The following is a 26,415-nucleotide window of genomic DNA, read 5'->3' as shown; positions in this document are numbered from 1 at the left end:
CAAGGATCCACCTGGCCCCGGTTTTTTAGCATTACCGTTTCGAGCTACAGTAAGCCGCTATCGTCATCGAGAAGATCGGCATTCCGATTGAGCGAATCGCGTAGCGAGCGCCGTTGCAGCAGACGATTCTGTGCTGGCAGGGGGAGGTCGGTGAAGCAGATGACGTCCTTGGCGAGCAGGGTGTCGATGAGGTCTTCCAGCACGCGGATGAGGCCCTGATCGGAGTGCTCGAGGGACGCACGGACGTTTCCGGGGTCGGGCTTGGGCGGGCTGATGCCGGTGAGCGCAGCGAGTTCTGCGCTGCCGGGTTCGACCCATTCGTCGGCTGTCGCCGACGGCACAAGCCGCGCTGAAATGATCTCTCCGCTGGAATTTCGCTCTACGTAGGGCATGGCGCCGCCTCCGTCGCTGCTGTTGTTCAGAAGACGCCGAGCTTGCGGCGCTGGATAACGGTGTCGAAGATCGACAAATAGCGCGGCGCGACCTTCCTGATGTGGAAGCGCTGGTGGGCATCGGCCAGCGCATTCTCGCCCAGATGGGCGAAACTGTGCGGGGCGTCGATGATCTCGGTGGCGTAGCGCACCCAGCTTGCCATGTCGTCGTACTTGCACAGTAGCCCGTTGTAGCCGTGGCGGATGACCTCGGGGACGAAGCAGCGGTCGCTGGCGACGATCTTCTTGCCACGGAACAGCAGTTCGAACAGCCCCCAGTTGGCCGAGCCGAACTGCAGCGGGTAGAGGAACATGTCCATCGCCTCGACGTAGCTCGCGAAGTCGTCATAGCCGGCGAAGCTGACATGCTGGAAGCTCGCACCCTCGCCGAGCGTGATGCCTTCGCGCTGCAACACATACTGCATGAAGGATTCCGGCCGCGATTCGACCGGGAAGTTGTTCTGCAGGAAGGCTTCTTCGTAGCTGTAGAGCACCTTCGGGGCGCCGCAGAAGACGAAACGCACTTGCGGCCGGACCTTGAGGATTTCCTTGGCGATCAGGATGAACTGTTCGAAGCCTTTCGCCGACGAGAGGTCTCGTGCCGAGAAGCCGATGTGGAACACACCCTCTTCCTTGGCAAAGGTCGACGGCTTGCGGGTGATGTCGAAGCCCTCCATCTGCGGCACGATGCGTTCGTGCAGGCAGCTCGGGAACATGTCCCTGGCGTAGGCGCTGGGCACGATCACCAGGTCGCTCCTGAGTACCTGGTGATAGCTCGTCATCTCGAAGACCTTGTCGCGGAAGGTCGCGTAGTCCGGCTGCGGATACTTCGGGTCGTGGCCGTGATGGCCGAAGGACGGGAACTCGATGTAGGTGATGATGGGGATGTCGAATTCGTCGAAGAGCTGCAGCGGAAAGCCACCCGAACCGTGGGCGACGATGAGGTCGATGCCGGTCTTCTTGAGCAGTTCGCCGATTGCCTGCTTGATGAGGAAGGAGCGCTGGATCCGGGCTTCGAGATTCTTGGTGTAGAAGTAGCTGTTCGGGTTTTCGCCGGCTACGGCGAACGGTACGAGGTTGGGGATCTTGTCCTTGTTGGCGTTATAGACGCCAGCGGTGCACAGGAACCAGGAGTGCGCCAGCCCTTCGCTGTTCAGGTGTTCATGCAGGGTCTGGAACTGGCCAAGTCCCTCGTGGATGAACAGTATCCTCATCGATTGTTTGCCTCTTCAGAAAAGAGCACGGCGGCAGGCCGGGAGCCCGCCGCCATTTCACGACACCGACTGCGGCTCAATCGACAGTCGGTGTGTTTTGCAGCAGTTGATTGATCGGGTCCGGCTGGAAGGCTGCGAGTACGTCTGCGCCCGTATCGGCGCTCCCGCCGCCCGCGGTGCCGCCCCCGGTAAGGTCGTCGTCCTGAGGTAGCACGTCGCCTGCGGAAAGCGCCTGGCCCGTAACCGTCTGGCTTTGTACCGTGTCGGTCGCGGTGTCGGTCAGGGTCGCGGTGTCGGTGATCGTTTCCGTGGCCGTTGCGAGCGTCACCGTCTCCGTCCATTGGCTGAGGGTGACGGTCTCGGTGTATTCGGTCACGGTTTCCGTGTCGCTGGTGACGGTTTCAGTCATCGCCGTGCCGGTCACCGTGTCCGTACCGTTGGTGACAGTCTCGGTCAGTGCGGTGCCGGTGACGGTCTCGGTGCCGTTGGTGACGGTCTCGGTCAGTGCGGTGCCGGTAATGGTCTCGGTGCCGTTGGTGACGGTTTCGGTCAGTGCGGTGCCGGTGATGGTTTCGGTGCCGTTGGTGACGGTTTCGGTCAGTGCGGTGCCGGTGACGGTCTCGGTGCCGTTGGTGACGGTTTCGGTCAGCGCGGTGCCGGTCACGGTGTCCGTGCCGCTGGTGACGGTCTCGGTGATGGCGGTGCCGGTCACCGTCTGGGTGCCGTTCGTCACCGTGTCCGTCAATGCGGTGCCCGTGATGGTCTCGGTACCGCTGGTAACGGTTTCGGTCATGGCCGTGCCGGTGACCGTCTGGGTGGCACTGGTGACCGTTTCGGTGAATGTGGTGCCGGTGACGGTTTCGGTGCCGTTGGTCACGGTTTCGGTGATGGCGGTACCGGTGACGGTCTGGGTGCCGCTGGTCACCGTGTCCGTCAGGGCGGTGCCCGTGATGGTCTCGGTACCGCTGGTGACGGTTTCGGTCGCGGCAGTGCCGGTGACTGTCTGAGTGCCGCTGGTAACGGTTTCGGTCAAGACAGTGCCCGTAACGGTCTCGGTGCCGCTGGTGACGGTTTCGGTCATGGCGCTCCCGGTGACGGTCTGGGTGCCGCTGGTCACTGTGTCGGTCAATGCAGTACCGGTGATGGTTTCGGTGCCGTTGGTGACGGTTGTGGTCAACGTGGTACCGGTGATGGTTTCGGTGCCGTTGGTGACGGTCTCCGTCATCATCGTCCCTGTCTCGGTGACGGTCTGGGTGATTGCGACCTCCCGTTCGCCGCCGGCCTGAATACCGCCGATCTGGAATCGGCCTTCCGTATGTTTGATTCGGAAGTCGTTGAATGCGGTGTCAGAAGTGATCGTGATGCTGGATACGCCCTTTGGCACTGTGTAGCTCGTGGTTACGCCATTGACGGTGATGTCGAACTTCGTGGTCGCGCCTGCACCGTCGATCTTCATCACCAGCGAATGGATGTTCGCAGGCGTTCCATCCAGCATCGTGATGGCGACGTTGACCGCTTCGCCTCCTTCCACGTGTGTGTTGTCGACGCCCAGCCACCCTTGATTGGTGTTGACGGTGTGGCCAGCGTCGGGCGTGTACTTGATCTGGATGCGGTCTGTAGTGATGTAGCCGTAGGACGGTCCACCCGGCTGAATGGCATGATCCGTCGTGGCGAATGGAGTGGTGGTGGTGGTCGCAACCGTCTCGGTGGCCGCGGTGACGGTTTCGGTCATTGCGGTGCCCGTCACTGTCTCCGTGGCGCTCGTTACCGTTTCGGTCTGTGCGGAGCCGGTGACGGTCTGGGTGGCGCTGGTGACGGTTTCGGTCAGTGCGGTCCCGGTGACGGTCTCGGTGCCACTGGTGACGGTCTCGGTGAGCGCTGTGCCGGTGATGGTCTGGGTGGCGCTGGTGACGGTTTCGGTCAATGTGGTCCCGGTGACGGTCTCGGTGCCGCTGGTGACCGTTTCGGTCATTGCGGTGCCGGTGACGGTCTGGGTGGCGCTGGTGACGGTTTCGGTGTCTGCAGTTCCGGTGACGGTCTGGGTGCCGCTGGTGACGGTTTCGGTCAGTGCGGTCCCGGTGACGGTCTCGGTGCCGCTGGTGACGGTCTCGGTGAGCGCCGTGCCGGTGACGGTCTGGGTGGCGCTGGTGACGGTTTCGGTGTCTGCAGTTCCAGTGACGGTCTGGGTGGCGCTGGTGACCGTTTCGGTCATTGCGGTGCCGGTGACGGTCTGGGTGGCGCTGGTGACCGTTTCGGTCATTGCGGTGCCGGTGACGGTCTGGGTGGCGCTGGTGACGGTCTCGGTCGCTGCGGTGCCGGTGACGGTCTGGGTGGCGCTGGTGACGGTTTCGGTCAATGCGGTGCCGGTGACGGTCTGGGTGGCGCTGGTGACGGTTTCGGTCAGTGCCGTACCGGTGACCGTCTGAGTGCCATTGGTGACGGTTTCGGTGTTTGCGGTGCCGGTGACGGTCTGGGTGCCATTGGTGACGGTTTCGGTCAGTGCCGTACCGGTGACGGTAAGAGTCGCGGACGTCACCGTTTCGGTCAGCGCGGTACCCGTTACGGTCTGGGTGACGATGCCGGTGATCGTGTCGGTGATGATGCCGCTCACCGTGTCCGTGATCGGCTGAGTGACGGTTTCGGTAAGCGTGACGGTGTCGGTGACCGTGATCGTGATGGTTTCGGTGACGTTTTCCGTCGACGGCGGCACCACACTGCTCGGAGATTCGGGCGAGTCGTCGTTTGCGGCGCCGAGGAAGAGCGGCGTCTCGTCCTGCGTGAGCAAGCCGAAATCGAATTCCAGGGGCGTCACGCCTTCGGCGATACGAAGCAGGCGGACGAAGTTGCTGCCCTCGCCCCCGCCGCCGCCCGCCAGGCCGGCCGCAGGCGCTTCGAGCGTTTCGCCGAGATCGCCACCCTGCTCGAGTGCCTGGATCACGCGATCGATATCGCCGAGGGCCAGTTCGGCGTCGGATGCACCTGGGCGGATGGTGTCATCCATCTCTGCGCTGAGGGTGACGGTCTGGTTGTCGGGGATCTCCAGGCGTGCGCCGTCGGCCATGGCCAGTTCGACGCGGCCGCCGGGCGAGGTGACGATGGTTTCCCCTTCACGGAGCACGTCGCCCGCCTTCAGTGGGCGGGTATTGCCGTCTGCGTCACGGGCAAACGCTGCCCCCTTGATTGCGACGACTGTAGCGATGGGAGGAAGGACGGTAGCCATTGCAAACCTCTAAATGGGAATGGTGCGGACGCAGGCGCGGCCGTGCGGAATTCGATGACGATTCGATCCTATCCCGCGCCGACGAGCACGACTATTGGACGGAAGGACAGGGTCGGCAGGCCTCGCTCATGCTGTCATGCGGGGACGCGCGTGCTTTGCTCGACCTTGCTGGCACCGACGCGTAGCGCGAGTTGAAGTCGGTCGCGCACCCCGAGTTTTTCAAAGATGGCGCCGAGGTGGGCCTTGATCGTGCGCTCGGTGACGCCGAGGACGCGGGCCGCTTCCTTGTTGCTCATGCCGGAGGCCACTGCATGCGCCACCTCGAGTTCGCGTTGCGACAGTCCGGCAAGTGCGTGGTTGCGCACCGCCGGCAAGCGTGCCTGCAGTGCGCCCAGGAGTCTGCCGATCAGATCCTCCCCCACCCAGAGTCCACCGTGCTTCACCACCGCGGCGATCTCGCGCAGCAAGGTCGGGGTGGCGAGCGCATGTGCATAACCGCGAGCGCCCAGTTCGAGGGCTGCGATCGCCTCGTTCTGGTCGGGCTGCAGCGAAAGCACCACGACGCAACAACCATTCTGCGTGACCAGATCGACGATCCGGGTACGCCAATCGGGGACTTCGGCGCTCAGCCACACCACGTCGTTCGGGCCGATGCCGAGGCCACGTCCAGACTCGACGATCAGCGCGTGCGGGATCGCCTCTTGCCAGCGGGCCGCCGCCAGCGAGTGGCCGCTCATGAAAATGTGTCGATTCATCGTTCGGTCAGTGCGTTGGCTTTTGCCCGCAGCACGGGCTTGAGCAGGTAGGAAAGGATGGTTTTCTTGCCGGTGAGGATGTCCACGTCGGCCATCATGCCCGGGATGATGGGCAGATTTTCGCCCAGCGTCGACGCGTGCGTCCTGACGCGAACGACATAGGCTGCATTGCCCTTGTCATCGATCACGGTGTCGGCAGAGATGTGTTCGACCTCGGCTTCAAGCCCGCCATAAATGGCGAAGTCGTAAGCGGAGAACTTCACGAGCGCCTGCTGGCCCGGGCGCAGGAAGGCAATGTCGCTCGGCTTGATCCGTGCCTCGAGGATCAGGGCGTCGTCGAGGGGGACGATTTCCACCACTTCCTTGCCCGGCTGGACCACGCCGCCCACGGTATTCACCAGCAGACGCTGAACGGTGCCGCGCACCGGCGAACGGATCTCGGCGTGCTTGACGCGGTCGGCCAGCATCCGGCTGCCCTGCGACAGGCTGCCGAGGCGGGACATGGTCTCGGACAGTTCGCCCCGTAGCTGGTTGCGGACATTCAGTTCGATTTCCTGGATCTTGCGCGTCGATTCCGTGATCGCGGACTGCACGCGTGAGATCTGCGCCGCCGACTGTTCGCGCTCGCCGCGCAGACGCGCGACGTCGCGCTCCAGGCGCAGCAGTTCGACCTCGGAAACCGCGCCCGACGAGGCCAGCGGTTTGGTGACCGTCAGCTCCTGCTGGGCCAGTTCGAAGGCGCGACTTGCCTGCGTATTGCGTGCGCGGACCTCGTTCAGTTCCTGTTCGCGCTGGCGCAGCTGATCGCGGGCGATCGAAAGCTGTGCCTCCATTTCGGCGCGGGTCGATCCATAGAGCCGTCGTTCGTGCGCGACGATGTCGGGCGCTTCCTGTTCGACCTCCGGCGGCGGCGAGAACGGCGTGCCCTGCGTCAGCGCCTCCAGTCGCGCGCGCTTGGCCTCGAGTGACAGGTACTCGGCACGGTTCTCCAGCAGCGAGGACATGAAGCGGGTGGGGTCTACCTGCAGGAGCAGGTCGCCGGTCTCGACGATCTGGCCTTCGCGCACCGCGATGTTCTCGACCACGCCGCCATCGACCGACTGCACGATCTGCAGTTGGCGCGAAGGGCTCACCTTGGCCTCGCCCCGCGTGACTTCATCCACTTTTGCGAAGGCGGCCCACAGCAGCAGCACGATCACCACCACCGCGGCGACTCGTAGCAAGGCGCGCGCGCGCAGCGGCTCCTGCTGCAAGCGCGCCCAGTCAGCGTCGCTCGACCAGTCGAGGCTGTCGTCGCGCTCGATCGACGCCAGCCGCGATACCAGCCCGCCAAAAACACGGGTGCCGAAACCCGAGGGACGATCGGCGAGGTCCCCGATACGCTTGAAGGCGCGCTCTTCGATACCTCCCATCACGATCCCCTTCCGATACGGCCCTGACGCAAGGCTTCGACGACCTGGGCCTTGGGGCCGTCGGCGACGATGCGCCCGCCGTCCAGCACGATGACGCGATCGACCAGGTCGAGCAGCGAGGTGCGGTGAGTGACGATGAGCAAGGTCTTGTTACGGGCGAATTCGGTCAAGTGGCGCTTGATGGCTTCCTCGCTCGAGTTGTCCATCGAGGCGGTCGGCTCGTCCAGAAGCAGGATGGGCGGGTCCTTGATGACGGCGCGCGCGATCGCGACGCCCTGGCGCTGGCCGCCCGACAGGGACTCGCCCCGTTCGCCGATCAGCATGTCGAAACCGCGTGGGTGCGAATTGACGAAGTCGAGGATGCCGGCCGTTTCGGCGGCGCGGATGACATCGGCATCGTCGGCATGTGGGGCTGCAATGGTGATGTTCTCGCGCAGCGTGCCGTAGAACAGCGTGATGTCCTGCTGCACGTAGCCGATGTGACGACGGAGTTCGGCCGGATCGAGCTGGCGCTGGTCGATGCCGTCGATCAGTACGGAACCGGCGGTCGGCCGGTACAGACCGAGGATGAGTTTCTCCAGTGTCGTCTTCCCCGAGCCGATGCGACCGAGGATGCCGACCCGCTCGCCCGGGCGGATGCGCAGGGATACCGCGCGCAGCGACTCCGTCTGCTGTCCCGGGTAGGCAAAGCTGACATCGCGGAACTCGATCTCGCCGCGAAAGCTGCCGCGGCTGATGAAGGCGCTGCCCTCGGGGCGCTCGACCTCGCGTTGCATCATCTGGTCCAGCGACTCGAGTGCGGTGGATGCGTTGTGGTACTGGATCAGCAGCCCGGCGACCTGCCCGATCGGCGCCATCGCGCGTGACGACAGCAGATAGCAGGCGATCAGGCCGCCCATCGACAATTCGTTGTGGCTGATCAGATAGACGCCGAGCACGATCATGGACACGTTGACCAGTTGCTGCACGGTCGATGTGCCGTTGGTCGCGGTGGCCGACAACAGGCGCAACTGCGCGGCGACCCGTGCGAGCAGCGCGGCGCTTTTCTCCCACTTGAGTTGCAGCGGCGCTTCGGCGCCGAGCGACTTCACGGTTTCCAGTCCGACCAGTCCTTCGATGAGCGTGGCGTTGCGCTGGGCGCCGGCGCGATAGGTCAGCTCCGACAGCTCGTGCATGCGACGCTGCACGCTCAGCGCGTAGAGCAGTACGACGGCCACGCCGAGGAAGAAGGGCAACAGCATGGGCCATGCGATCCAGCCGATCACCACCAGGAAGACGAGCGCGAAGGGGACGTCGATGAAGGACACCACAGTTGCCGAGCCGATGAAGTCGCGCACCGATTCGAAGGCACGCAGGTTGGCCGCAAAGGATCCAGCCGAAGGGGGCCGCTCTTCCATGCGCATGCCGAGCACCCGCTCCATGATCAGGGCAGAGATCCGCACGTCGGCGCGATTGCCCGCCAGGTCGACGAAGTAGCCGCGCAGCGTGCGCAGCACGAGGTCGCCGAGCAGCACGACCACGACGCCTGCGGCGAGTACCCAGAGGGTGTCCACCGCGTTGTTCGGCACCACGCGGTCGTAGACGTTCATGGTGAAGAGCGGGACGCCGAGCGCGAACACGTTGATCATGAAAGCGGCCAGCAGGACGTCCCGGTACAGCGAGCGGTTCTCGATGATCGCGCCCCAGAACCAGTGGTTGCCACGCTGCGCACGCACGATCGGGGTACGGGCATCGAAATGCACCTGTGGTCGTACGTGGATCGCGCGGCCGCTATGGCGCGCCTGCAAGGCCTGCACCGGGAGATCGACCACCGTGTCGCCGAGTTCGGGGAAGACCACGCGGGCGTGGCTCCGATCTTCGCTCCAGCCCGTCAGCACGCAGGCCGCGTCGCCGTGCAGCAGGAGGATGGTTGGCAGCAGTGCGTCGTTGAGTCCGCCGAGCGGCTTGCTCACGATGCGGCTGGTGAAGCCTGCTCGCCTGGCTGCGCGCTCGAACAGCGAGGGCTTCAGGCCCTCTTCGTCCACAGGCAGTCCGCCGAGCACCGCGTCACGCGTGATCGTGCGGCCGTGAGCGCGCGCCACCAGCAGCAGGCATCCGAGCAGATCATCGGATCTGCCGGGCACTGCATCTGCTTCCGGCCCGGCAACATCGGGGTGTTTTGGCGTGTGCGGAAAGTCCGCTGCAGATCCTTCAGCCACGAGTCAGGCAACCTCTCAGAATGAAATGGCGCATGGTGATCATGCGCACCGGGGGCTGGACGCGACGTCCGTGTAGCGACCAGGCGCCGTCGTGAAGTGCGGGCCGGAGGCCTGCGACGAGCAGAGTGAATCCATGCCGCGACAAGGGAATTTTCGCATGCGACTACCATCCGCAAGCGTGATCGTGTTCCTCGATGGCTCGAGAATGGGCCCCTGCCTGCAGGGCCGGAAGCGAGGCGCGGAGGCGCTTGCGCGGACGCGCTCCGCCCCCGGGCTTATTGCGAAGTCATGGCCTGGCCCGCCGGATCCCGCGACACGTCGCCGCTGGATCGGCTGTTCTCGACAATCCGGGGGCCGGTCATGCCATCCAGTCCCAGATCGGCCAGCACCGACGCTTCGCCGTGACTGCTGACGCCTTCGGCAATCACTTTCAGCCCGATGGAGTGTGCGAGGGTACACACCCCCCGGACCAGGGCCTGGTTGCCCGGGTTGGCGTCGATGTCGCGGATGAAGGCAGCGCTGATCTTGATGTAGTCGAGTCCGAGATCGTGCAGTTCGGCGAAGCGTGCAACGTCCTCGCCGGCGTGCTTCAGTCCGATCTTGCAACCGAGCGCGCTCAGCGCAACGCAGAGCATGCGGAACTCGACGGGGTGGCGCAGGGCGGAGCTTTCCTTCACGTCCACCCACAGTCGATGCGCGATGTGGCGGTGGGCCTTCAGGGTTGCGATGAAGTCCTCGCGGCCCCGGGTGCTGCTGAGAGCTTCGGTGGAAAGGTTGATCGCCAGTCCGGGGCCTGTCGGGTCGTCGGCCAGTGCGGCACACGCGCTTGCGACCACGCGCGCATCGATCTGCTCGATCTGGCCGCAGCGTGCCGCCCACGGCAGGAACTGTCCGGCGTTGAGCCAGCGGCCGGCCATTCGGAGGCGGACGGGGGACTCGAAGTGCATCAGGCGACCTGCCAGGTCGAGCACCGGAAAGCGATGCAGGGCGAGCCCGTCTTGTTCCAGGGCATTCACGATGGCCTGGCGCCAGTCGGCCACGCTGGTGTGCAGCGGCTGGTGCGCGTTTGCGAGCACGGTGTGGGCGGCGCCGTCCTCTTCCGCGCCGGCGAGGGCGCCATCGAGACGTGCCAGCAGGGTGCCGCGTGCCTCGCCGGTCGCGTAGCGAGCGGCCGCGGCACGGAGCTCCGCGCCCGGCAGCTCCTTGGCTGCAAGGGTGCGCAGTTGTGTGGTCAGAGTGTCGAGTGCGGCGATGCTGTCCTCGTCCTCGCCCAGGGTCAGCAGCGCGACCTCGGATGCATTCAGGCGCCCATGCTCGATCCGGTCAGCCGGGAGGGGGAAGGTGCGTAACGCGGCGGCGAGATGAACGAGTACTTCATCCACCTTCGCACGTCCTGCGAGCTGGTTCATCCCGGTCAGGTTGGCGATGCGAACGACGTAGATGAATCCGTTGGCGTCATCGCGAGACAGGGCGGCATCGAGCTGGTTCAGGAACTGCGAGCGGTTAAACAGGCCGGTGAGTTCGTCATGCTGCGTCTGGCGGCGTAGTTGTTCCAGCCTTTGCGATTCCTCGATCAGCATCGTGTGGATACGTCCGGACAATGAATTCATGGCGCGCACAACGCTGCGAAACTCCCGGGTACGTGGCTCGGGCGTGGTGACGAAGCGACGGTTACCGATGGCCTCCGCCTGTTCGACCATGCGTCCGAGGGGGCGGGTGACCAGTTTCAGCGCGAGTGTTCCGATGAGTCCCGTCAGCAGTCCGCCGCCAAGGAACCACCAGAGCAGTTGCACGGTTGCCGCCCAGAGCGAGTCGTAGGCGTAGTGGTCGTGCGTCTCGATCTGCAGCGTTCCGAACTGGCGCCAGCCGTCCTGAACCTGGGCGATGCCGGCACGGGTTTCTATCGGCACCATCGCCATGAACCAGTGCGGCGCTTTCGCCGTTCGTCCGTCGTACTTGCGTTCGACGAGCACTTCGCCGGTCGGACTCGTCAAGCGGATCTGGCGATAGTGCCCTGCATCGAACTGGGCCGAGATCTGAAGTTCGACGGTCACCGGGTCCTTGGGCATCTGCGACAGCGACAGCGCAAGCGAAGTGGCGTTGTCCATGTTCTTCACCGCCAGTTCCTGCTGCAGGTAGTGACGGGCCGACAGCGTGCTGACGATGAAGCTGCCGCCGAGCGACAGTAAGGTGATCAGGCTGATCGCCAGCCAGAGTTGCTTGATCAGGGACATGGGGCAAAGGCTCCGAGAGGATGCGTGTCGTGTCGGTTCATGGCTGGATCGCAAGGCCTTCCTGGCGTGCGCGCTCGAGCACGTCGCGCCAGCGCGACAGGCGAGCGGTGGGGTCGGCGGACGACTGCTGCGCGCCGGCGACCCACAGGCCGTCGCCGTTGAAGCTGAAGACCGGGAACAGATCGGGCCGCCGAGCCGCGGGCCGGATGTCGCGGATGAGGTTGTCGAGGATGAGCGGCTCGTCGGCGGGGCTCGGGAAATAGCCCAGCACCATGTGCGCCTGCGAAACGCTGCTGTTGGCGCCGCCGATGCGGGCGCGCACGTAGATCAGGCGCAGGCGCTCGTCGGCAATGCCGAGCAGGCGCAGCGTCATGTACTTGGCGATGGCGAAGTCCTCGCAGTCGCCCGCACTGCGGGCCAGCGTCTCGAGAGGGGTGGCCCAGTAGTCCGCCGTGCGCCAGACCAGGAGGTCGTCGTCGAAGCTGACCCGCGCGTTGAAGAAGGCGTTCACGCGGGCGAGCTTCTGTTCGTCGGGCAGATCCCGTGCCTCTCCGACCAGTCGCCGCCAGGCGTTGACCGACTCCACAGCGGTTTCGCCGTAACGCTGGGCGGCGACTTGCTGCATGCGGTCGAATTCGGGCAGGGCCAGCGCAACGCAGGCGACGATGCCGCAGCACAACGCGCACAGCCGTGCCGCGAGCGCAGGCGACGCTGGCGGAGGCGGACGATGGGCGAGAGGGCGTGAAGGCATGGACGGGCGCGGGGTTTAGTGCCCGGAATTATCCTGCATTGCTTGTCGCTCGGGACGTTCGCCCGCCGCGCATGTTCGCCTGCCCGATAACTAGTTGGCAGTCGGGGCGATGCCGACGGGCTATTATTCGGCCCCGAAGCAATAGTGGACGAGATGTGTCGTCAGCCGGCGCCGGTCGCACTTTGTCGAACATCCAGAGGAACAATAACCCATGCAGAATTTTCGCTCCCTGTTGTCGCTCGCCCTGCTTGCGGTGCTGCCCTCGCTGGCCGCAGCCCAGTTGCCGCCGCAGTTGCGCGATGCCGCGCGCCAGGCCGTCGTGTCGAACCCCGAGGTGCAGGCCCGCTGGAACGCGTTCAGGGCGGCGGAGGCCGAACAGGACGTCGCCCGCGGCGGTTTCCTGCCGCAGGTGGATCTGACTGCCGGCGTGGGGCGTGAGCGCCTCCGGCAGCCGGGCGAGTCGACCGAGAGTTTCAACCGTCGAGGCGCGGTGCTGTCGCTCAACCAGATGGTCTACGACGGCTTCTTCACACGTAACGAAGTCAAGCGACTGGGGCATGCCCGGCTGGTGCGCTACCACGAACTGGTCGACGCGTCGGAGTCGGCTGCGCTCGAGGCGGTTCGTGCCTACGCCGACGTGCTCCGCTACCGCGAGCAGGTGACGCTCGCCAAACAGAACTACGTCGAGCACAAGCGGGTGCACGACCAGATCGCGGAGCGCGCGAACGCGGGCGTCGGCCGGCGTGTCGATCTGGAGCAGGCGACCGGCCGTCTGGCGCTGGCCGAATCCAACCTGCTGACCGAGGTGTCGAACCTGCACGATGTCAGCGCGCGCTACCTGCGCATCGTCGGCGCCGCGCCGGCCGACACGCTGGCCCCGATGCCCGAATCGATCGGCGGCAGCCTGATCCCGGCCTCGGCGGGGGATGCCTTGCGTGCCGCGCTGAGCACCAACGCGGCGCTCAACGCTGCGGTGGAAAACGTCCGTGCCGGACAGGCGCAGGTGGATAGTCGTCGGGCGGCCAATCAGCCGCGTCTCGACCTGCATGCCCGTCAGGCCGTGGATCGCAATCTCGATGGTGTGAACGGCACCACGCGCGAAGGCGTGGTCGAACTCGTCCTGAACTACAACCTGTACCGCGGCGGTGCGGATCAGGCGCGCATCCGCCAGGCTGCCGATGAGCTGAACCTATCCAAGGACCTGCGCGAGAAGGCCTGCCGCGACCTGCGTCAGACCCTGTCCATCGCCTACAACGACGGTCAGCGCCTGAGCGAGCAGCTGGGCTATCTCGACCAGCACCAGCTTTCGATCGAGAAGGCGCGCGAGGCTTACCGGCGCCAGTTCGACATCGGCCAGCGCACGCTGCTCGACCTGCTCGATACCGAGAACGAGTACTTCCAGGCCCGGCGTGCCTACGTGAATGCCCGCTACGATCTCGTGCTGGCGCAGGCTCGCACGCTTGCCGGCATGGGGACGCTGATGCGTGCGCTCGACGTTGCGCGCGAGGACATGCCGACCCAGGCCGAACTCGGCGCGGAGCAGGAAGCCCTGGATCCTGCCTCGATCTGCCCGCCCGAGGCGCCGACGCCGCTCGAGATCGACAAGAAGGCGCTGTTCGAGGAAGCGCTGCGGGAGGCGGGCGCGTCCTCCGCGCGCTGACCCGGTCCGTCCCCGTCCCGCCCCGGCTTCACGACGGCGGGCGGGGCGCGCCGTTCAGCGTCCCTTGAACACGGGGGGGCGCTTGGCGAGGAAGGCGTCCAGCCCTTCGCGGTAGTCCTCGGTGGCGAGGAAGTCGAATGCCTGGCGCTTCTCGTCGTCGGTGAGCGGTGCCCCCGTCAGCAGCCGCTTCACCCATTGCTTGTGCCAGCGCGCCACCAGCGGCGCGCCCGCGCAGATGCGCCTTGCACAGGCAGCAGCCTCGTCGAACACCTGCTCGTCGTCGACCACACGCGACAGCAGGCCCTTCTGCAGCGCTTCGCGCGCGCTGAGGATGCGTCCCTCCAGCAGGATTTCCAGGATCACCGCGGGGCCGACCAGCGCCAGCAGGCCGGCCATCTCGCCCGGATACATCGAGAAGCCCAGGCGGTTGATCGGCGCCCCGAAACGCGAGGATTCGCCGGCGATGCGGATATCGCAGCAGCCGGCGATCTCGAGTCCGCCGCCAATGCAGGCGCCGCGAATGGCGGCCACGGTCGGGACCGTGCAGTCGCGGATGGCATCCAGCGCATTGGCGACGAGTTCCTCGTGATAGTGCAGGGCATCCTCCACCGTGGCACGCACGGTCAGGAACTCCTCGATGTCGCCGCCGGCCGCGAAGGCCTCCTCGCCGGCGCCGCGCAGGATCACGCAGCGTACCTCCGGGGTGTCGGCGACGCGTCGCAGCGCGGCGGAGAGGCCACGCCACATCGCGGCGTTGACCGCGTTGAGCTTGCCCGGATTGTGCAGGGTGACGGTGGCGATGCCGTCGGCGAGGTCGAACGCAATCTTTGATTCCATGCGGTTTCTGGATAAAAAGATAAAAAATTTCCATACGGACATGTATGGAGTCTTATCGATGATATATCATTCATTAATCCGAACGGCTGCGTCAGACGGCTCGTCGGAAAAAGGAGGGTGGAGGGGTGGCGTTTTCAACGTTGCTTTTCCTTGAGGAGGGAGAAAGTGTCTAGCTCTGTCTATGCGCACATCAGGCGCAATCCGCGCTTTGCGGAACTGGTGGCCAAGCGCACCCGCTTTGCAGGCCTGCTCGCGGCCGTCGTGCTGGTGGTTTTCTATGGCTTCGTGCTGCTCGTGGCCTTCGCGCCCGAGCTGATCGGCAAGCGCCTGTTCGAGGGCAGCAACCTGACCTTCGGTATCCTCGCCGGCCTGCTGCAGTTCATCTTCTTCTGGGTCCTGACCCTGGTGTATGTGCGTCGCGCCAACGGCGAATTCGACGACATCAACAAGGAACTCGTCCAGGCTGCATGGAAGGCGGAAAAATGATGAACAGCAAACTCGTATCCCGCCTCGGCGCGGGCCTGCTGTCGCTCGCCGTTTCGGTGCCCGTGCTTGCAGCCGGCCCCGCGATGGACGCGATGCAGAAGCAGCCGCTCAACCTGCACGCGATCGCGATGTTCTTCGTGTTCGTGCTGCTGACCCTGGGGATCACCTACTGGGCGGCCAGCCGCACCAAGTCGGCGTCTGATTTCTACACGGCCGGGGGCGGCATCACCGGTTTCCAGAACGGCCTCGCCATCGCGGGTGACTACATGTCGGCCGCCACGCTGCTGGGTCTGACGGCGATGATGTACATGCAGGGCGTCGATGCCTACATCTACATGCTGTCCTTCTTCGTCGGCTGGCCGATCATCCTGTTCCTGATGGCCGAGCGCCTGCGCAACCTGGGCAAGTTCACCTTCGCCGACATCACCGCCTACCGCCTCAACCAGGGCAAGGTGCGCACGATGGCGGCAATCAGCTCGCTGACCGTGGTGTGCTTCTACCTGGTGGCACAGATGGTCGGTGCCGGCCAGCTGATCAAGCTGCTGTTCGGCCTGGACTACAACGTCGCGCTGGTCGTCGTCGGCGCGCTGATGATGGTCTATGTCACCTTCGGCGGCATGGTCGCCACCACCTGGGTGCAGATCATCAAGGCCTGCATGCTGCTGATCGGCGGCACGGCTGTGGGCGTGCTGGCCTTCAGCGAGTTCAACTTCAGCTTCGAGGAACTGACCAGCCGCGCGATGGAAGTGCACAAGCTGGGCGAGAAGCTGCTGAACCCGGGCAGCCTGCTCGCCGATCCGGTCACCGCCATCTCGCTCGGTCTCGGCCTGATGTTCGGTACCGCAGGCCTGCCGCACATCCTGATGCGCTTCTTCACCGTGACCGACGCCAAGGAAGCTCGCAAGTCGGTGCTCTATGCTTCGGGCATCGTGGCCTACTTCTTCAACGTCATCGCCATCATGGGTCTGTGCGCGATCATCATCGTCGGCCAGAACCCGCAGTTCTTCGAAGGCGGCGAGATCGGCGGCAAGGTCGTCGGCGGCGGCAACATGATCGCCATGCACCTGGCCAATGCGGTCGGCGGCAACCTGCTGCTCGGCTTCCTGTCGGCCGTGGCCTTCGCGACCATCCTCGCGGTGGTGGCGGGTCTGGCGCTGGCGGGGGCCTCGGCGATCTCGCACGACATCTACTCGCGCGTGATCATGAAGGGCAAGGCGGACGAGGCGAAGGAGCTGCGCGTGTCCAAGTACGCCACCATCTGCCTTGGCGTTGTGGCGGTGCTGCTGGGCATGGCCTTCGAGAAGATGAACATCGCGTTCATGGTCGCGTTGGCCTTCGGTGTGGCGGCTTCGGCCAACTTCCCGGTGCTGATCCTGTCGATGTACTGGAAGGGCCTGACCACCAAGGGCGCGCTGGCCGGCGGCTACCTGGGTCTCTTCAGCGCGGTGACTTTCGTCCTGCTGTCGAAGTCGGTGTGGGTTGACGTGCTCGGCTTCACCTCGGCGATCTTCCCCTATACCCAGCCTGCGCTGTTCTCGATGCCGATCGCCTTCCTCGCCACCATCCTGGTGTCGAAGATGGACAGCAGCACCGCGGCGAAGGCCGAGATCGAAGCCTTCGAGGACCAGTACGTGCGCGCCCAGACGGGCGTCGGGGCGGCTACGGCGGCCTCGCACTGATCGCTGTATCGCCGCGAGGTGGTTTGCCACCCCGCGGCATTCATCGAGAACCCCGCCCGACAGCGATGTCCGGCGGGGTTTTTCCTTTCGTCCGGCAGTGACCGGCAACGCGGGGGCGGTGGGGCCGAAATGGCGAAGTGATAGACTCCGGGGTGTTGTCCTGCGGTTTTGCCTTCCGGCGGGCCCCATCCCAAAGGAGTCCTTGTGTTGCTCGATCAGTTGTTCATCATCCTGCTGCTGATTGCAGTCAGTGCCTTTTTCTCGATGTCGGAGATCTCGCTCGCCGCCTCGCGCAAGATCAAGCTGCGCCTGATGGCCGAGGGCGGACACACGAACGCGCAGCGCGTACTCGCCCTGCAGGACAGTCCGGGCAACTTCTTCACCGTGGTACAAATCGGCCTCAACGCGGTGGCCATCCTCGGCGGCATCGTCGGCGAGCAGGCGTTGTCGCCCCATGTCGCCGACCTGCTGCGGCCGCTCTACGACGGCCCCTTGCTCGGTACGCTGAGCTTCGTGCTGTCCTTCGTGTTCGTGACCTCGCTGTTCGTGCTCTTTGCCGACCTGATGCCCAAGCGCCTGGCGATGGTGCAGCCCGAGCGCATCGCCGTCGGCGTCGTGCGGCCAATGCAGATCTGCATGTGGATCTTCGCGCCGCTCGTGTGGGTCTTCAGCAGCGTGGCCGACCTCCTGTTCCGCTGGCTCAAGGTGCCGAGCAAGCGCACCGAGGACATCACCGCGGCCGACATCGTCGCGATGGCTGATGCCGGGGCGCAGACCGGTGCGCTGCTGCGCCAGGAGCAGTATCTGATCAGCAATGTCTTCGAGCTGGACGCGCGCATCGTGCCGTCGGCGATGACCGCGCGCGAGAGCATCGTCTTCCTGACCTTGTCCGAGTCCGAGGAGAGCATCCGGCGCAAGATCGCCGAGCACCCGCATGGCAAGTTCCCGGTCTGCGAGGATGGCATCGACAGCGTGATCGGTTATGTGGACGCGAAGGACATCCTGCCGCGGATCGTGCAGGGACAGGACTTGTCGCTGCGCACCCAGCCCATCGTGCGCAAGATCCTGATGCTGCCCGACTCGCTGACGCTGTTCGAGGCGCTCGAGCGCTTCCGTGACGCGAAGGAGGACTTCGCTCTCGTCATCAACGAGTATGCCCTGGTGGTGGGGCTGCTTTCGCTGCAGGACGTCATGAACACGGTGATGGGCGATCTCGTCAGCCCCTTCCAGGAGGAGCTGATCGTGCGCCGTGACGACAACTCCTGGCTGATCGACGGCGTCACGCCGATCGAGGACGTGATGCAGGCGCTCGACATCGAGGTGTTCGAGGGCTTCCAGAACTACGAGACGGTGGCAGGCTTCCTGATGTACCGCCTGCGCAAGGTGCCCAAGCGGACCGATTTCGTGGTGTACGAGGGCTACAAGTTCGAGGTTGTCGACATCGACAATTACCGCATCGACCAGGTGCTGGTGACGCGCGAGGGCGCGAGCGAAGCGAGGACCGCTGCCGTACCGGCCTGAGGGGCTCGAGGGCGGTCAGGCCGCGCGTGTCTTGGCGATCCGCGCCAGTGCCTGGCGACCGCTGCGGATGTGTTCGCGCATGCGCGCCTCGGCCGCCGCGGGGTCGCGGGCGAGCAGGGCGTCGAGGATGCCGCGGTGTTCCGCCAGTGACTGCTCCAGCCGCCCCTCCGAGAACAGCGAATGGTGGCGCGACAGCTTGATGACCTTGCGCAGGTCCTCGATGACGTGCAGCAGCCAGCGGTTGTCGGCGATTTCCTGGATCGCGTGGTGGAAGGCCTGGTTGGCCTCGAAGAAGCCATTGATGTCGTTCGCCGCGGCAGCCTTCTCCAGATCGACATGGATGGCCTGCAGGCGCTCCAGGTCGGCCTTGCTGGCGTGCTCCGTGCTCGCGCGCGCGCACTCGCCTTCCAGCATCGACATCACGCTGAACACTTCGTCGAGATCCCGTTCGGAGATCTCGGTCACGTAACAGCCGCGGCGCGGCTTGAGCGTCACGAGGCCTTCCGAGGCCAGGACCTTGAGCGCCTCGCGCAGCGGCGTGCGCGAGATTCCGTACTGCTCGGCCAGCGCCTGCTCGTCCACCCAGGTGCCCGGGGGGAGTTCGTGCGAAAAGATCCGTTCGCGCAGGCGTTCGGCGACTTCCTGGTACAGGGCGAGGGGAGCGATGCGGGATGCGTTCATGAGCAAGGTGTGGTGTGAGCAGGGCGCGCCTGTCTGAATCCGTGGGCCGTCATTTCTGCACTGTCGGTAAGGATTGCGTTCATAATTATGGATAAAGTATTATTTTGTCGATGCAACAAGTCAACTTCCTTCGCGCTGCGCGGCGTGGGAGGCGTCGGGCGACAGCCCGGCGAACAGGAGAGGGGCCGCGCGGCGTGACGGAGCGTCGACGACCGCTCGTGGCAGCACGCCACGGGCGGTTTCGTCGCCGTCCGGGTGTGTAGCGGGTGCGTCTGTGCAAGACGGCCGGCGCCGCCAGAGGATGCCGTCGTGACCTGATGTCGAAATTGAACTGCCGCACCAGCGGCGCCTGATGCCAAGAGGTTTCCATGTCGAACGCCAACGAGCCGACCTATCCCCAGCCCGATCTCGAGGCCTGGAACAAAGCCGCCGCCAAGCATTCCCCCGGGGGTGATGTCGAGAAGCTCAACTGGATCACGCCCGAAGGCCTGACGGTCAAGCCGCTGTACACCAAGGCCGACACCGAAGGTCTCAAGCATGCCGATACGCTGCCGGGCTTTGAGCCCTTCCTGCGCGGTCCGCAACCCACCATGTATGCGGTCAAGCCGTGGACCATCCGCCAGTACGCCGGCTTCTCGACGGCCGAGGCGTCCAACGCCTTCTACCGCAAGGCGCTGGCCGCCGGCGGCCAGGGTGTGTCGGTGGCTTTCGATCTGGCCACGCACCGCGGCTACGACTCCGACCATCCGCGCGTCACAGGTGACGTCGGCAAGGCCGGCGTGGCGATCGACTCGGTCGAAGACATGAAGATCCTGTTCGACAGCATCCCGCTCGACAAGATCTCCGTCTCGATGACCATGAACGGCGCCGTGCTGCCCATCCTCGCCGGCTACATCGTCGCCGCCGAGGAGCAGGGTGTCAGCCAGGACAAGCTCTCGGGCACGATCCAGAACGACATCCTGAAAGAATTCATGGTGCGGAACACCTACATCTATCCGCCCACCCCGTCGATGAAGATCATCGCCGACATCTTCGGCTACACCGCGCAGCACATGCCGAAGTTCAATAGCATCTCGATCTCCGGCTACCACATCCAGGAAGCGGGCGCGAACCAGGCCATCGAACTGGCGTTCACGCTGGCGGACGGCCTCGAGTACGTGCGTACCGGCATCGCCAGCGGCATGGACGTCGACACCTTCGCCGGCCGCCTGTCCTTCTTCTGGGCGGTGGGTATGAACTTCTACCTCGAGATCGCCAAGATGCGCGCCGCGCGTCTGCTGTGGTGGCGCATCATGAAGCAGTTCAACCCGAAGAGCCCCAAGTCGATGATGCTGCGCACGCACTCGCAGACCTCGGGCTGGTCGCTCACCGAGCAGGACCCGTACAACAACGTCGTGCGCACCACCATCGAGGCGATGGCGGCGGTGTTCGGCGGCACCCAGTCGCTGCACACCAACGCGCTCGACGAAGCGATCGCGCTGCCGACCGAGTTCTCCGCGCGCATCGCGCGCAACACCCAGATCATCATCCAGGAAGAGACCCACATCTGTAACGTCGTCGACCCGTGGGCCGGCTCCTACATGATGGAGAAGCTCACCCAGGACATGGCCGACAAGGCCTGGGCGCTGATCGAGGAGATCGAGGCCATGGGCGGCATGACCAAGGCGGTCGAGTCCGGCTGGGCCAAGATGAAGGTCGAGGAGTGTGCTGCCGACAAGCAGGCGCGCATCGACTCGGGCAAGGACGTCATCGTCGGCGTCAACAAGTACAAGCTGGCCAAGGAAGATCCGATCGAGATCCTCGACATCGACAACCATGCGGTGCGCGAGGCCCAGATCGAGCGCCTCGCGCGCGTGCGCAAGATGCGCGACCAGGCCGCGGTCGACGCTGCACTGGCGGCACTGACCGAATGCGCGAAGACCGGCCAGGGCAACCTGCTGGACCTGACCGTCAAGGCCATCCGCCTGCGCGCCACCGTGGGCGAGGTGTCCGACGCGCTCGAGGTCGTCTTCGGCCGCTATCGTGCCAACCCGCAAGCCGTGTCCGGCGTGTATGGAGCCGTTGTGGAAGAACAGGAAGACTGGAAGGCCCTGAAGGCCGACATCGAAGCCTTCGTCGCCGAGGAGGGCCGCCGCCCGCGCGTGATGATCGCCAAGCTTGGCCAGGACGGCCACGACCGCGGCGCCAAGGTGGTGGCTTCGGCCTTCGCCGACCTCGGTTTCGACATCGACATCGGCCCGCTCTTCCAGACCCCGGAAGAAGCCGCCCGCCACGCGGTCGAGAACGACGTCCACGCGGTCGGCTGCTCCAGCCTTGCCGCCGGCCACAAGACGCTGGTGCCGCAGATCGTCAATGAGCTCAAGCGCCTCGGCGCCGACGACATCATCACCTTCGTCGGTGGCGTGATTCCGGCCCAGGACTACGACACGCTGTACGCCGCTGGCGCCAAGGGCATCTTCGGTCCCGGCACGCCGATCCCGGCCGCCGCGCGCGAAGTGCTGAAGCAGATCCGCGCCGCGCGCAAGGCCGCTTGAGTTCGCGCCATTCCCGGCCCCGTGCGGTGCGTCCACCGTGCGGGGCCGTGCGCCACACCGCGCAATCCGTGTCCCGATGCCGATGAACAGACCCGAACTCCCGTCCGTAGCGCAACCCGAGCTCGATGCCGCCGACCGCAGCCTCGTCGAGGGCGTGCTTGCGCGTCAGTTGCGACCACTGGCCAAGACCATCACGCTGGTCGAATCGCAGCGCGAGGACCACAAGCTGCGTGCCCAGCGCGTGCTCGAGGCGCTGCTGCCGCATACCGGCGGCGCGATGCGGGTGGGCATTTCCGGCGTGCCCGGCGTGGGCAAGTCGACCTTCATCGAGGCGCTCGGGCTGTACCTGATCGAGCAGGGCCTGCGCGTGGCCGTGCTGGCGGTGGACCCGTCCTCGTCGGTGACGGGCGGCTCCATCCTTGGCGACAAGACGCGCATGGAACTGCTCAGCCAGAACACCGGCGCCTTCATCCGCCCGAGCCCTTCGGCCTGCAGCCTGGGCGGCGTGGCCGAGAAGACGCGGGAGTCGATGCTGGTGTGCGAGGCCGCGGGCTTCGACGTCATCATCATCGAGACCGTCGGCGTGGGTCAGAGCGAAACGGCGGTGGCCGGCATGGCCGACATCTTCTGCCTGCTGCAGCTGCCCAACGCCGGTGACGACCTGCAGGCGATCAAGAAGGGGATCATGGAGATCGCCGACCTGATCGTCATCAACAAGGCCGACATCGATCCCGCGGCGGCGATGCGCGCCAAGTCGCAGATCAAGACCGCGCTGCACATGCTGCGTCCGGCAAGTCCGAACTGGACCGTGCCGGTGCTGACGCTGTCGGCGCTGAGGAAGGAAGGCATCGCCGAGTTCTGGAACACGGTGATGGATTACCGCAAGGCGCTGACCGCGTCGGGCGAACTCGACGCCAAGCGCCGCCACCAGGCGCTGGCCTGGATGTGGGAACTGATCGATTCCGGACTGCGCAGCCGTTTCCGCAGCCATCCACAGGTGAAGGAAGAACTGCCGGCGCTGGCGCGGGCGGTGGAAGAGGGCAGCACCACACCCTCGATCGCCGCACTGCGCCTGCTCGGCCATCTATGAATCACATCAAGGGCCCGTGCCGGTCGCGGGCCGACAATCCCAGGATCTGACAGGAGATCATCAATGCACGACATCATTCGTCAGCTGGAGGAGAAGCGCGAGAAGGCCCGCCTCGGTGGTGGCCAGAAGCGCATCGACGCCCAGCACGCCAAGGGCAAGCTCACCGCGCGCGAACGTATCCAGTTGCTGCTCGACGACGACAGCTTCGAAGAATGGGACATGTTCAAGGAGCACCGCTGCAACGAGTTCGGCATGAACGCCGACCACATTCCGGGTGACGGCGTGGTGGTGGGTTACGGCACGATCAACGGCCGTCTGGTGTTCGTGTTCTCGCAGGACTTCACCGTGTTTGGCGGCTCGCTGTCCGAGACCCACGCCGAGAAGATCTGCAAGGTCATGGACCACGCGATGAAGGTCGGCGCGCCGGTGATCGGCCTCAACGACTCGGGCGGTGCGCGCATCCAGGAAGGCGTGGATTCGCTGGGCGGCTACGCCGACGTGTTCCAGCGCAACGTGCTGGCCTCGGGCGTGGTGCCGCAGATCTCGCTGATCATGGGGCCGTGCGCCGGCGGTGCGGTGTATTCGCCGTCGATGACCGACTTCATCTTCATGGTCAAGGACTCGTCCTACATGTTCGTGACCGGTCCGGAAGTGGTGAAGACCGTGACCCACGAGGAAGTGACCGCCGAGGAACTGGGCGGTGCCGTCACCCACACGAGCAAGTCGGGCGTGGCCGACCTCGCGTTCGAGAACGACGTCGAGGCGCTGATGATGACCCGCCGCCTGGTCGGCTTCATCCCCGCCAGCAACCGCGAGAAGCCGCCGGTCGTGCCCTGCGTCGATCCGGCCGACCGTCTGGATTACTCGCTCGATACCCTGGTGCCGGACAACCCCAACCAGCCGTACGACATGAAGGAGCTGATCATCAAGATGGTCGATGACGGCGACTTCTTCGAACTGCAGCCGGACTACGCCAAGAACATCATCATCGGTTTCGCGCGCATGGAAGGCGCCCCGGTGGGTATCGTCGCCAACCAGCCGCTGGTGCTGGCCGGCTGCCTGGACATCAAGAGCTCGATCAAGGCCGCGCGCTTCGTGCGCTTCTGCGACGCCTTCAACATCCCGGTCGTCACGCTGGTCGACGTCCCCGGCTTCATGCCCGGCACCGCGCAGGAATACGGCGGCATCATCAAGCACGGCGCCAAGCTGCTGTACGCCTACGCCGAATGCACCGTGCCGAAGGTCACCCTCATCACCCGCAAGGCCTACGGCGGCGCCTACGACGTGATGTCGTCCAAGCATCTGCGCGGCGACGTCAACTTCGCCTGGCCGAGCGCCGAGATCGCGGTGATGGGGCCGAAGGGCGCGGTGGAGATCATCTTCCGCGAGGAAAAGAACGACCCGGCCAAGATCGCCGAGCGCGAGGCCGAGTACAAGCGCCGCTTCGCCAACCCCTTCGTGGCCGGCGCGCGTGGCTTCATCGACGACGTGATCATGCCGCACGAGACCCGCAAGCGCGTGTGCCGTTCGCTGGCGATGCTCAAGGACAAGGAACTGGAAAACCCGTGGCGCAAGCACGGCAACATCCCGCTCTGATCCGCGCACGAGGAATACATACATGTTCAAGAAGATCCTGATTGCAAACCGCGGCGAGATCGCCTGCCGCGTCATCAAGACCGCCCACAAGATGGGCATCAAGACCGTCGCCGTGCATTCGGAAGCGGACAAGGACGCGCTGTTCGTCGAGATGGCCGACGAGGCGGTGTGCATCGGCCCGGCGCCGTCCAAAGAGTCTTACCTGGTGATGGACAAGATCATCGCCGCCTGCAAGCAGACCGGCGCCGAAGCGGTGCACCCGGGCTACGGCTTCCTGTCGGAGAACGCGGAGTTCTCGCGCCGCCTGGAAGAGGAAGGCATCAAGTTCATCGGCCCGAAGCACTACTCGGTCGCGAAGATGGGCGACAAGATCGAGTCCAAGAAGCTGGCGATCGAAGCGGGCGTGAACACCATCCCCGGCTACAACGACGCGATCGCGGGGCCCGACGAGGCCGTCGAGATCGCGAAGAAGATCGGCTATCCGGTGATGATCAAGGCCTCCGCCGGCGGTGGCGGCAAGGGCCTGCGCGTGGCCTTCAACGACAAGGAGGCGCACGAGGGCTTCGCCTCCTGCGTCAACGAAGCGAAGAACGCCTTCGGCGACGACCGCGTCTTCATCGAGAAGTACGTGCTCGAGCCGCGCCACATCGAGATCCAGGTGCTGGGCGACTCGCATGGCAACTACGTCTATCTGAACGAGCGCGACTGCTCGATCCAGCGCCGGCACCAGAAGGTCATCGAGGAGGCGCCGAGCCCCTTCGTCGATCCGGCGATGCGCAAGGCGATGGGCGAGCAGGCCGTGGCGCTGGCACGCGCGGTCAACTACGAGTCGGCCGGTACGGTCGAGTTCGTGGTCAGCGGCGCGACCAAGGAGTTCTACTTCCTGGAGATGAACACCCGCCTGCAGGTCGAGCACCCGGTCACCGAGCTGATCACCGGCCTCGACCTGGTCGAGCAGATGATCCGCGTCGCCTACGGCGAGAAGCTGCCGCTGGCCCAAGCCGACGTGAAGATCGACGGCTGGTCGATGGAGTGCCGCATCAACGCCGAAGACCCGTTCCGCGGCTTCCTGCCTTCCACCGGTCGTCTGGTGAAGTTCCAGGCACCGCAGGAGGTCCCGGGCCAGGTGCGCGTCGACACCGGCGTGTATGAAGGCGGCGAGATCTCGATGTACTACGACTCGATGATCGCCAAGCTCATCGTGCACGGCAAGGACCGCCAGCAGGCCATCGAGCGCATGCGCGACGCGCTGAACCACTTCGTGATCCGTGGCATCAGCTCCAACATTCCCTTCCAGGCCGCGCTGCTGCAGCACCCGCGCTTCTGCTCGGGCAACTTCAACACCGGTTTCATCGCCGAGGAGTATCCGCAGGGCTTCGACGCCTCGATGGTGCCGCACGACGATCCGGCGCTGCTCGCCGCCGTCGCCACCTTCGCCCGCATGCGCTACATCGAGCGCGCGGTGCAGATCGAGGGCCAGCTTGCCGGCCACGGCCGCAAGGTCGCCAGCGAGTGGGTGGTGGTCATGGGCGGCAAGCAGTACGCGATGAGCACCCAGCCGATCGAAGGTGGGCTCGCCGTCTCCCATGAGGGCAGGACCTACAACATCGTCTCCGACTGGAAGTTCGGCGACCTGCTGTTCAGCGGCACCGTCAATGGCGCGCCGATCGGTCTGCAGATCGAGCGTCGCGGCCTGCGCTACCGCATCTCGCACTTCGGCCTGCAGGTCGAGCCGATGGTGATGACGGTGCGTGCCGCGCACCTGCTGTCGCTGATGCCCGCGAAGCTGCCGCCCGACATGTCGAAGTTCCTGCTGTCGCCGATGCCGGGCCTGCTGCGCGAGATCGCCGTGGCCGAAGGTCAGGAAGTGAAGGCGGGCGAGAAGCTCGCCGTCATCGAGGCGATGAAGATGGAGAACCTGCTCCGGGCCGAGCAGGACGGCAAGGTCAAGAAGATCGTCGCCAAGCCGGGCGCCAGCCTGTCGGTGGACGAGGTCATCATCGAGTTCGAGTGATCGGACCCATGAGATGTTTTTGATCGATGGGGAGGGAGACCCGGGCCTTGTGTCCGGGTGCCTGTCGAATCGGCGGGCCTGCGTGAGCAGGCCCGTTTTTTT

General features: G+C 65.2%; 18 protein-coding genes. 8 read left to right on the top strand and 10 right to left on the bottom strand.

The features are described from left to right. Positions 1 to 44: 44 nt before the first annotated feature. The 8 genes from C664_RS15825 to C664_RS15790 form a co-directional block, all read right to left on the bottom strand. Positions 45 to 392, bottom strand: coding sequence for a hypothetical protein (locus C664_RS15825; RefSeq protein ID WP_038012110.1), 348 nt, complete (start codon positions 390 to 392; stop codon positions 45 to 47). A gap of 26 nt (positions 393 to 418) precedes the next feature. Next, positions 419 to 1,645 (bottom strand): glycosyltransferase, encoded by a 1,227-nt coding sequence (locus C664_RS15820; protein WP_004263844.1) that lies wholly within the window; start codon positions 1,643 to 1,645, stop codon positions 419 to 421. A gap of 76 nt (positions 1,646 to 1,721) precedes the next feature. Then, a complete protein-coding gene (locus C664_RS21170; protein ID WP_054963745.1) occupies positions 1,722 to 4,865 on the bottom strand; it encodes a retention module-containing protein in 3,144 nt (1,047 codons plus the stop codon). A gap of 134 nt (positions 4,866 to 4,999) precedes the next feature. Then, complete coding sequence (locus C664_RS15810; RefSeq protein WP_038012108.1) at positions 5,000 to 5,620, bottom strand: response regulator transcription factor; 621 nt, start codon at positions 5,618 to 5,620, stop codon at positions 5,000 to 5,002. Then, a complete protein-coding gene (locus C664_RS15805) occupies positions 5,617 to 7,032 on the bottom strand; it encodes an HlyD family type I secretion periplasmic adaptor subunit (RefSeq protein ID WP_004263836.1) in 1,416 nt (471 codons plus the stop codon). The genes C664_RS15810 and C664_RS15805 overlap by 4 nt, the downstream gene beginning before the upstream one ends. Continuing rightward, positions 7,032 to 9,155, bottom strand: coding sequence for a type I secretion system permease/ATPase (locus tag C664_RS15800; RefSeq protein WP_004263832.1), 2,124 nt, complete (start codon positions 9,153 to 9,155; stop codon positions 7,032 to 7,034). The genes C664_RS15805 and C664_RS15800 overlap by 1 nt, the downstream gene beginning before the upstream one ends. Positions 9,156 to 9,505: 350 nt before the next feature. After that, complete coding sequence (locus C664_RS15795) at positions 9,506 to 11,464, bottom strand: bifunctional diguanylate cyclase/phosphodiesterase (protein WP_004263829.1); 1,959 nt, start codon at positions 11,462 to 11,464, stop codon at positions 9,506 to 9,508. A gap of 37 nt (positions 11,465 to 11,501) precedes the next feature. Further along, positions 11,502 to 12,215 (bottom strand): transglutaminase-like cysteine peptidase, encoded by a 714-nt coding sequence (locus C664_RS15790; RefSeq protein ID WP_232435119.1) that lies wholly within the window; start codon positions 12,213 to 12,215, stop codon positions 11,502 to 11,504. A gap of 211 nt (positions 12,216 to 12,426) precedes the next feature. Between C664_RS15790 and C664_RS15785 the strand changes: the two genes are divergently transcribed. Then, a complete protein-coding gene (locus C664_RS15785) occupies positions 12,427 to 13,875 on the top strand; it encodes a TolC family outer membrane protein (protein ID WP_004263821.1) in 1,449 nt (482 codons plus the stop codon). Between the two features lie 54 nt (positions 13,876 to 13,929). On the opposite strand, the gene C664_RS15780 is transcribed toward C664_RS15785, so the two are convergent. Then, positions 13,930 to 14,712: an enoyl-CoA hydratase-related protein gene (locus C664_RS15780; RefSeq protein ID WP_004263818.1), complete on the bottom strand. Its 783-nt coding sequence runs from the start codon at positions 14,710 to 14,712 to the stop codon at positions 13,930 to 13,932. A gap of 165 nt (positions 14,713 to 14,877) precedes the next feature. Here C664_RS15780 and C664_RS15775 point away from each other — a divergent pair, with 165 nt between their 5' ends. The 3 genes from C664_RS15775 to C664_RS15765 all read left to right on the top strand — a co-directional run bounded on the left by C664_RS15775 (position 14,878) and on the right by C664_RS15765 (position 18,398). Next, positions 14,878 to 15,198 (top strand): DUF485 domain-containing protein, encoded by a 321-nt coding sequence (locus C664_RS15775; protein ID WP_004263816.1) that lies wholly within the window; start codon positions 14,878 to 14,880, stop codon positions 15,196 to 15,198. Beyond that, entirely contained in the window at positions 15,198 to 16,877 is a 1,680-nt protein-coding gene (locus C664_RS15770; protein ID WP_004263812.1) for a cation acetate symporter, read from the top strand. Before C664_RS15775 ends, C664_RS15770 begins: the two co-directional genes overlap by 1 nt. Before the next feature lie 204 nt (positions 16,878 to 17,081). Next, entirely contained in the window at positions 17,082 to 18,398 is a 1,317-nt protein-coding gene (locus C664_RS15765) for a hemolysin family protein (protein WP_038012104.1), read from the top strand. A 15-nt stretch (positions 18,399 to 18,413) separates the two neighbouring features. Here the strand turns inward: C664_RS15765 and C664_RS15760 are convergent, their stop codons facing one another. Beyond that, positions 18,414 to 19,079: a GntR family transcriptional regulator gene (locus C664_RS15760; RefSeq protein WP_004263804.1), complete on the bottom strand. Its 666-nt coding sequence runs from the start codon at positions 19,077 to 19,079 to the stop codon at positions 18,414 to 18,416. A gap of 368 nt (positions 19,080 to 19,447) precedes the next feature. On the opposite strand from C664_RS15760, the gene scpA reads away from it, so the two are divergent. The 4 genes from scpA (at position 19,448) to accC (ending at position 26,313) form a co-directional block, all read left to right on the top strand. Then, on the top strand, positions 19,448 to 21,613 hold the full coding sequence (scpA, locus tag C664_RS15755; protein ID WP_004263800.1) for a methylmalonyl-CoA mutase: 2,166 nt from the start codon (positions 19,448 to 19,450) through the stop codon (positions 21,611 to 21,613). Positions 21,614 to 21,689: 76 nt separating this feature from the next. Continuing rightward, positions 21,690 to 22,703 carry a methylmalonyl Co-A mutase-associated GTPase MeaB gene (meaB, locus tag C664_RS15750; RefSeq protein ID WP_004263796.1) on the top strand — a complete coding sequence of 338 codons (1,014 nt, stop codon included), beginning with the start codon at positions 21,690 to 21,692 and terminating at the stop codon, positions 22,701 to 22,703. Between the two features lie 63 nt (positions 22,704 to 22,766). Continuing rightward, positions 22,767 to 24,299: an acyl-CoA carboxylase subunit beta gene (locus tag C664_RS15745; RefSeq protein WP_004263792.1), complete on the top strand. Its 1,533-nt coding sequence runs from the start codon at positions 22,767 to 22,769 to the stop codon at positions 24,297 to 24,299. Positions 24,300 to 24,321: 22 nt separating this feature from the next. Next, positions 24,322 to 26,313, top strand: a complete 1,992-nt coding sequence (accC, locus tag C664_RS15740) for an acetyl-CoA carboxylase biotin carboxylase subunit (RefSeq protein WP_004263787.1) — start codon at positions 24,322 to 24,324, stop codon at positions 26,311 to 26,313. Positions 26,314 to 26,415 lie beyond the last annotated feature (102 nt).

Source organism: Thauera sp. 63 (assembly GCF_000310165.2).
Taxonomy (GTDB): Bacteria; Pseudomonadota; Gammaproteobacteria; order Burkholderiales; family Rhodocyclaceae; genus Thauera; species Thauera humireducens.
The sequence above is the reverse complement of the archived record's forward strand: the minus strand, read 5'-3'. Positions and strand labels throughout refer to the sequence as shown.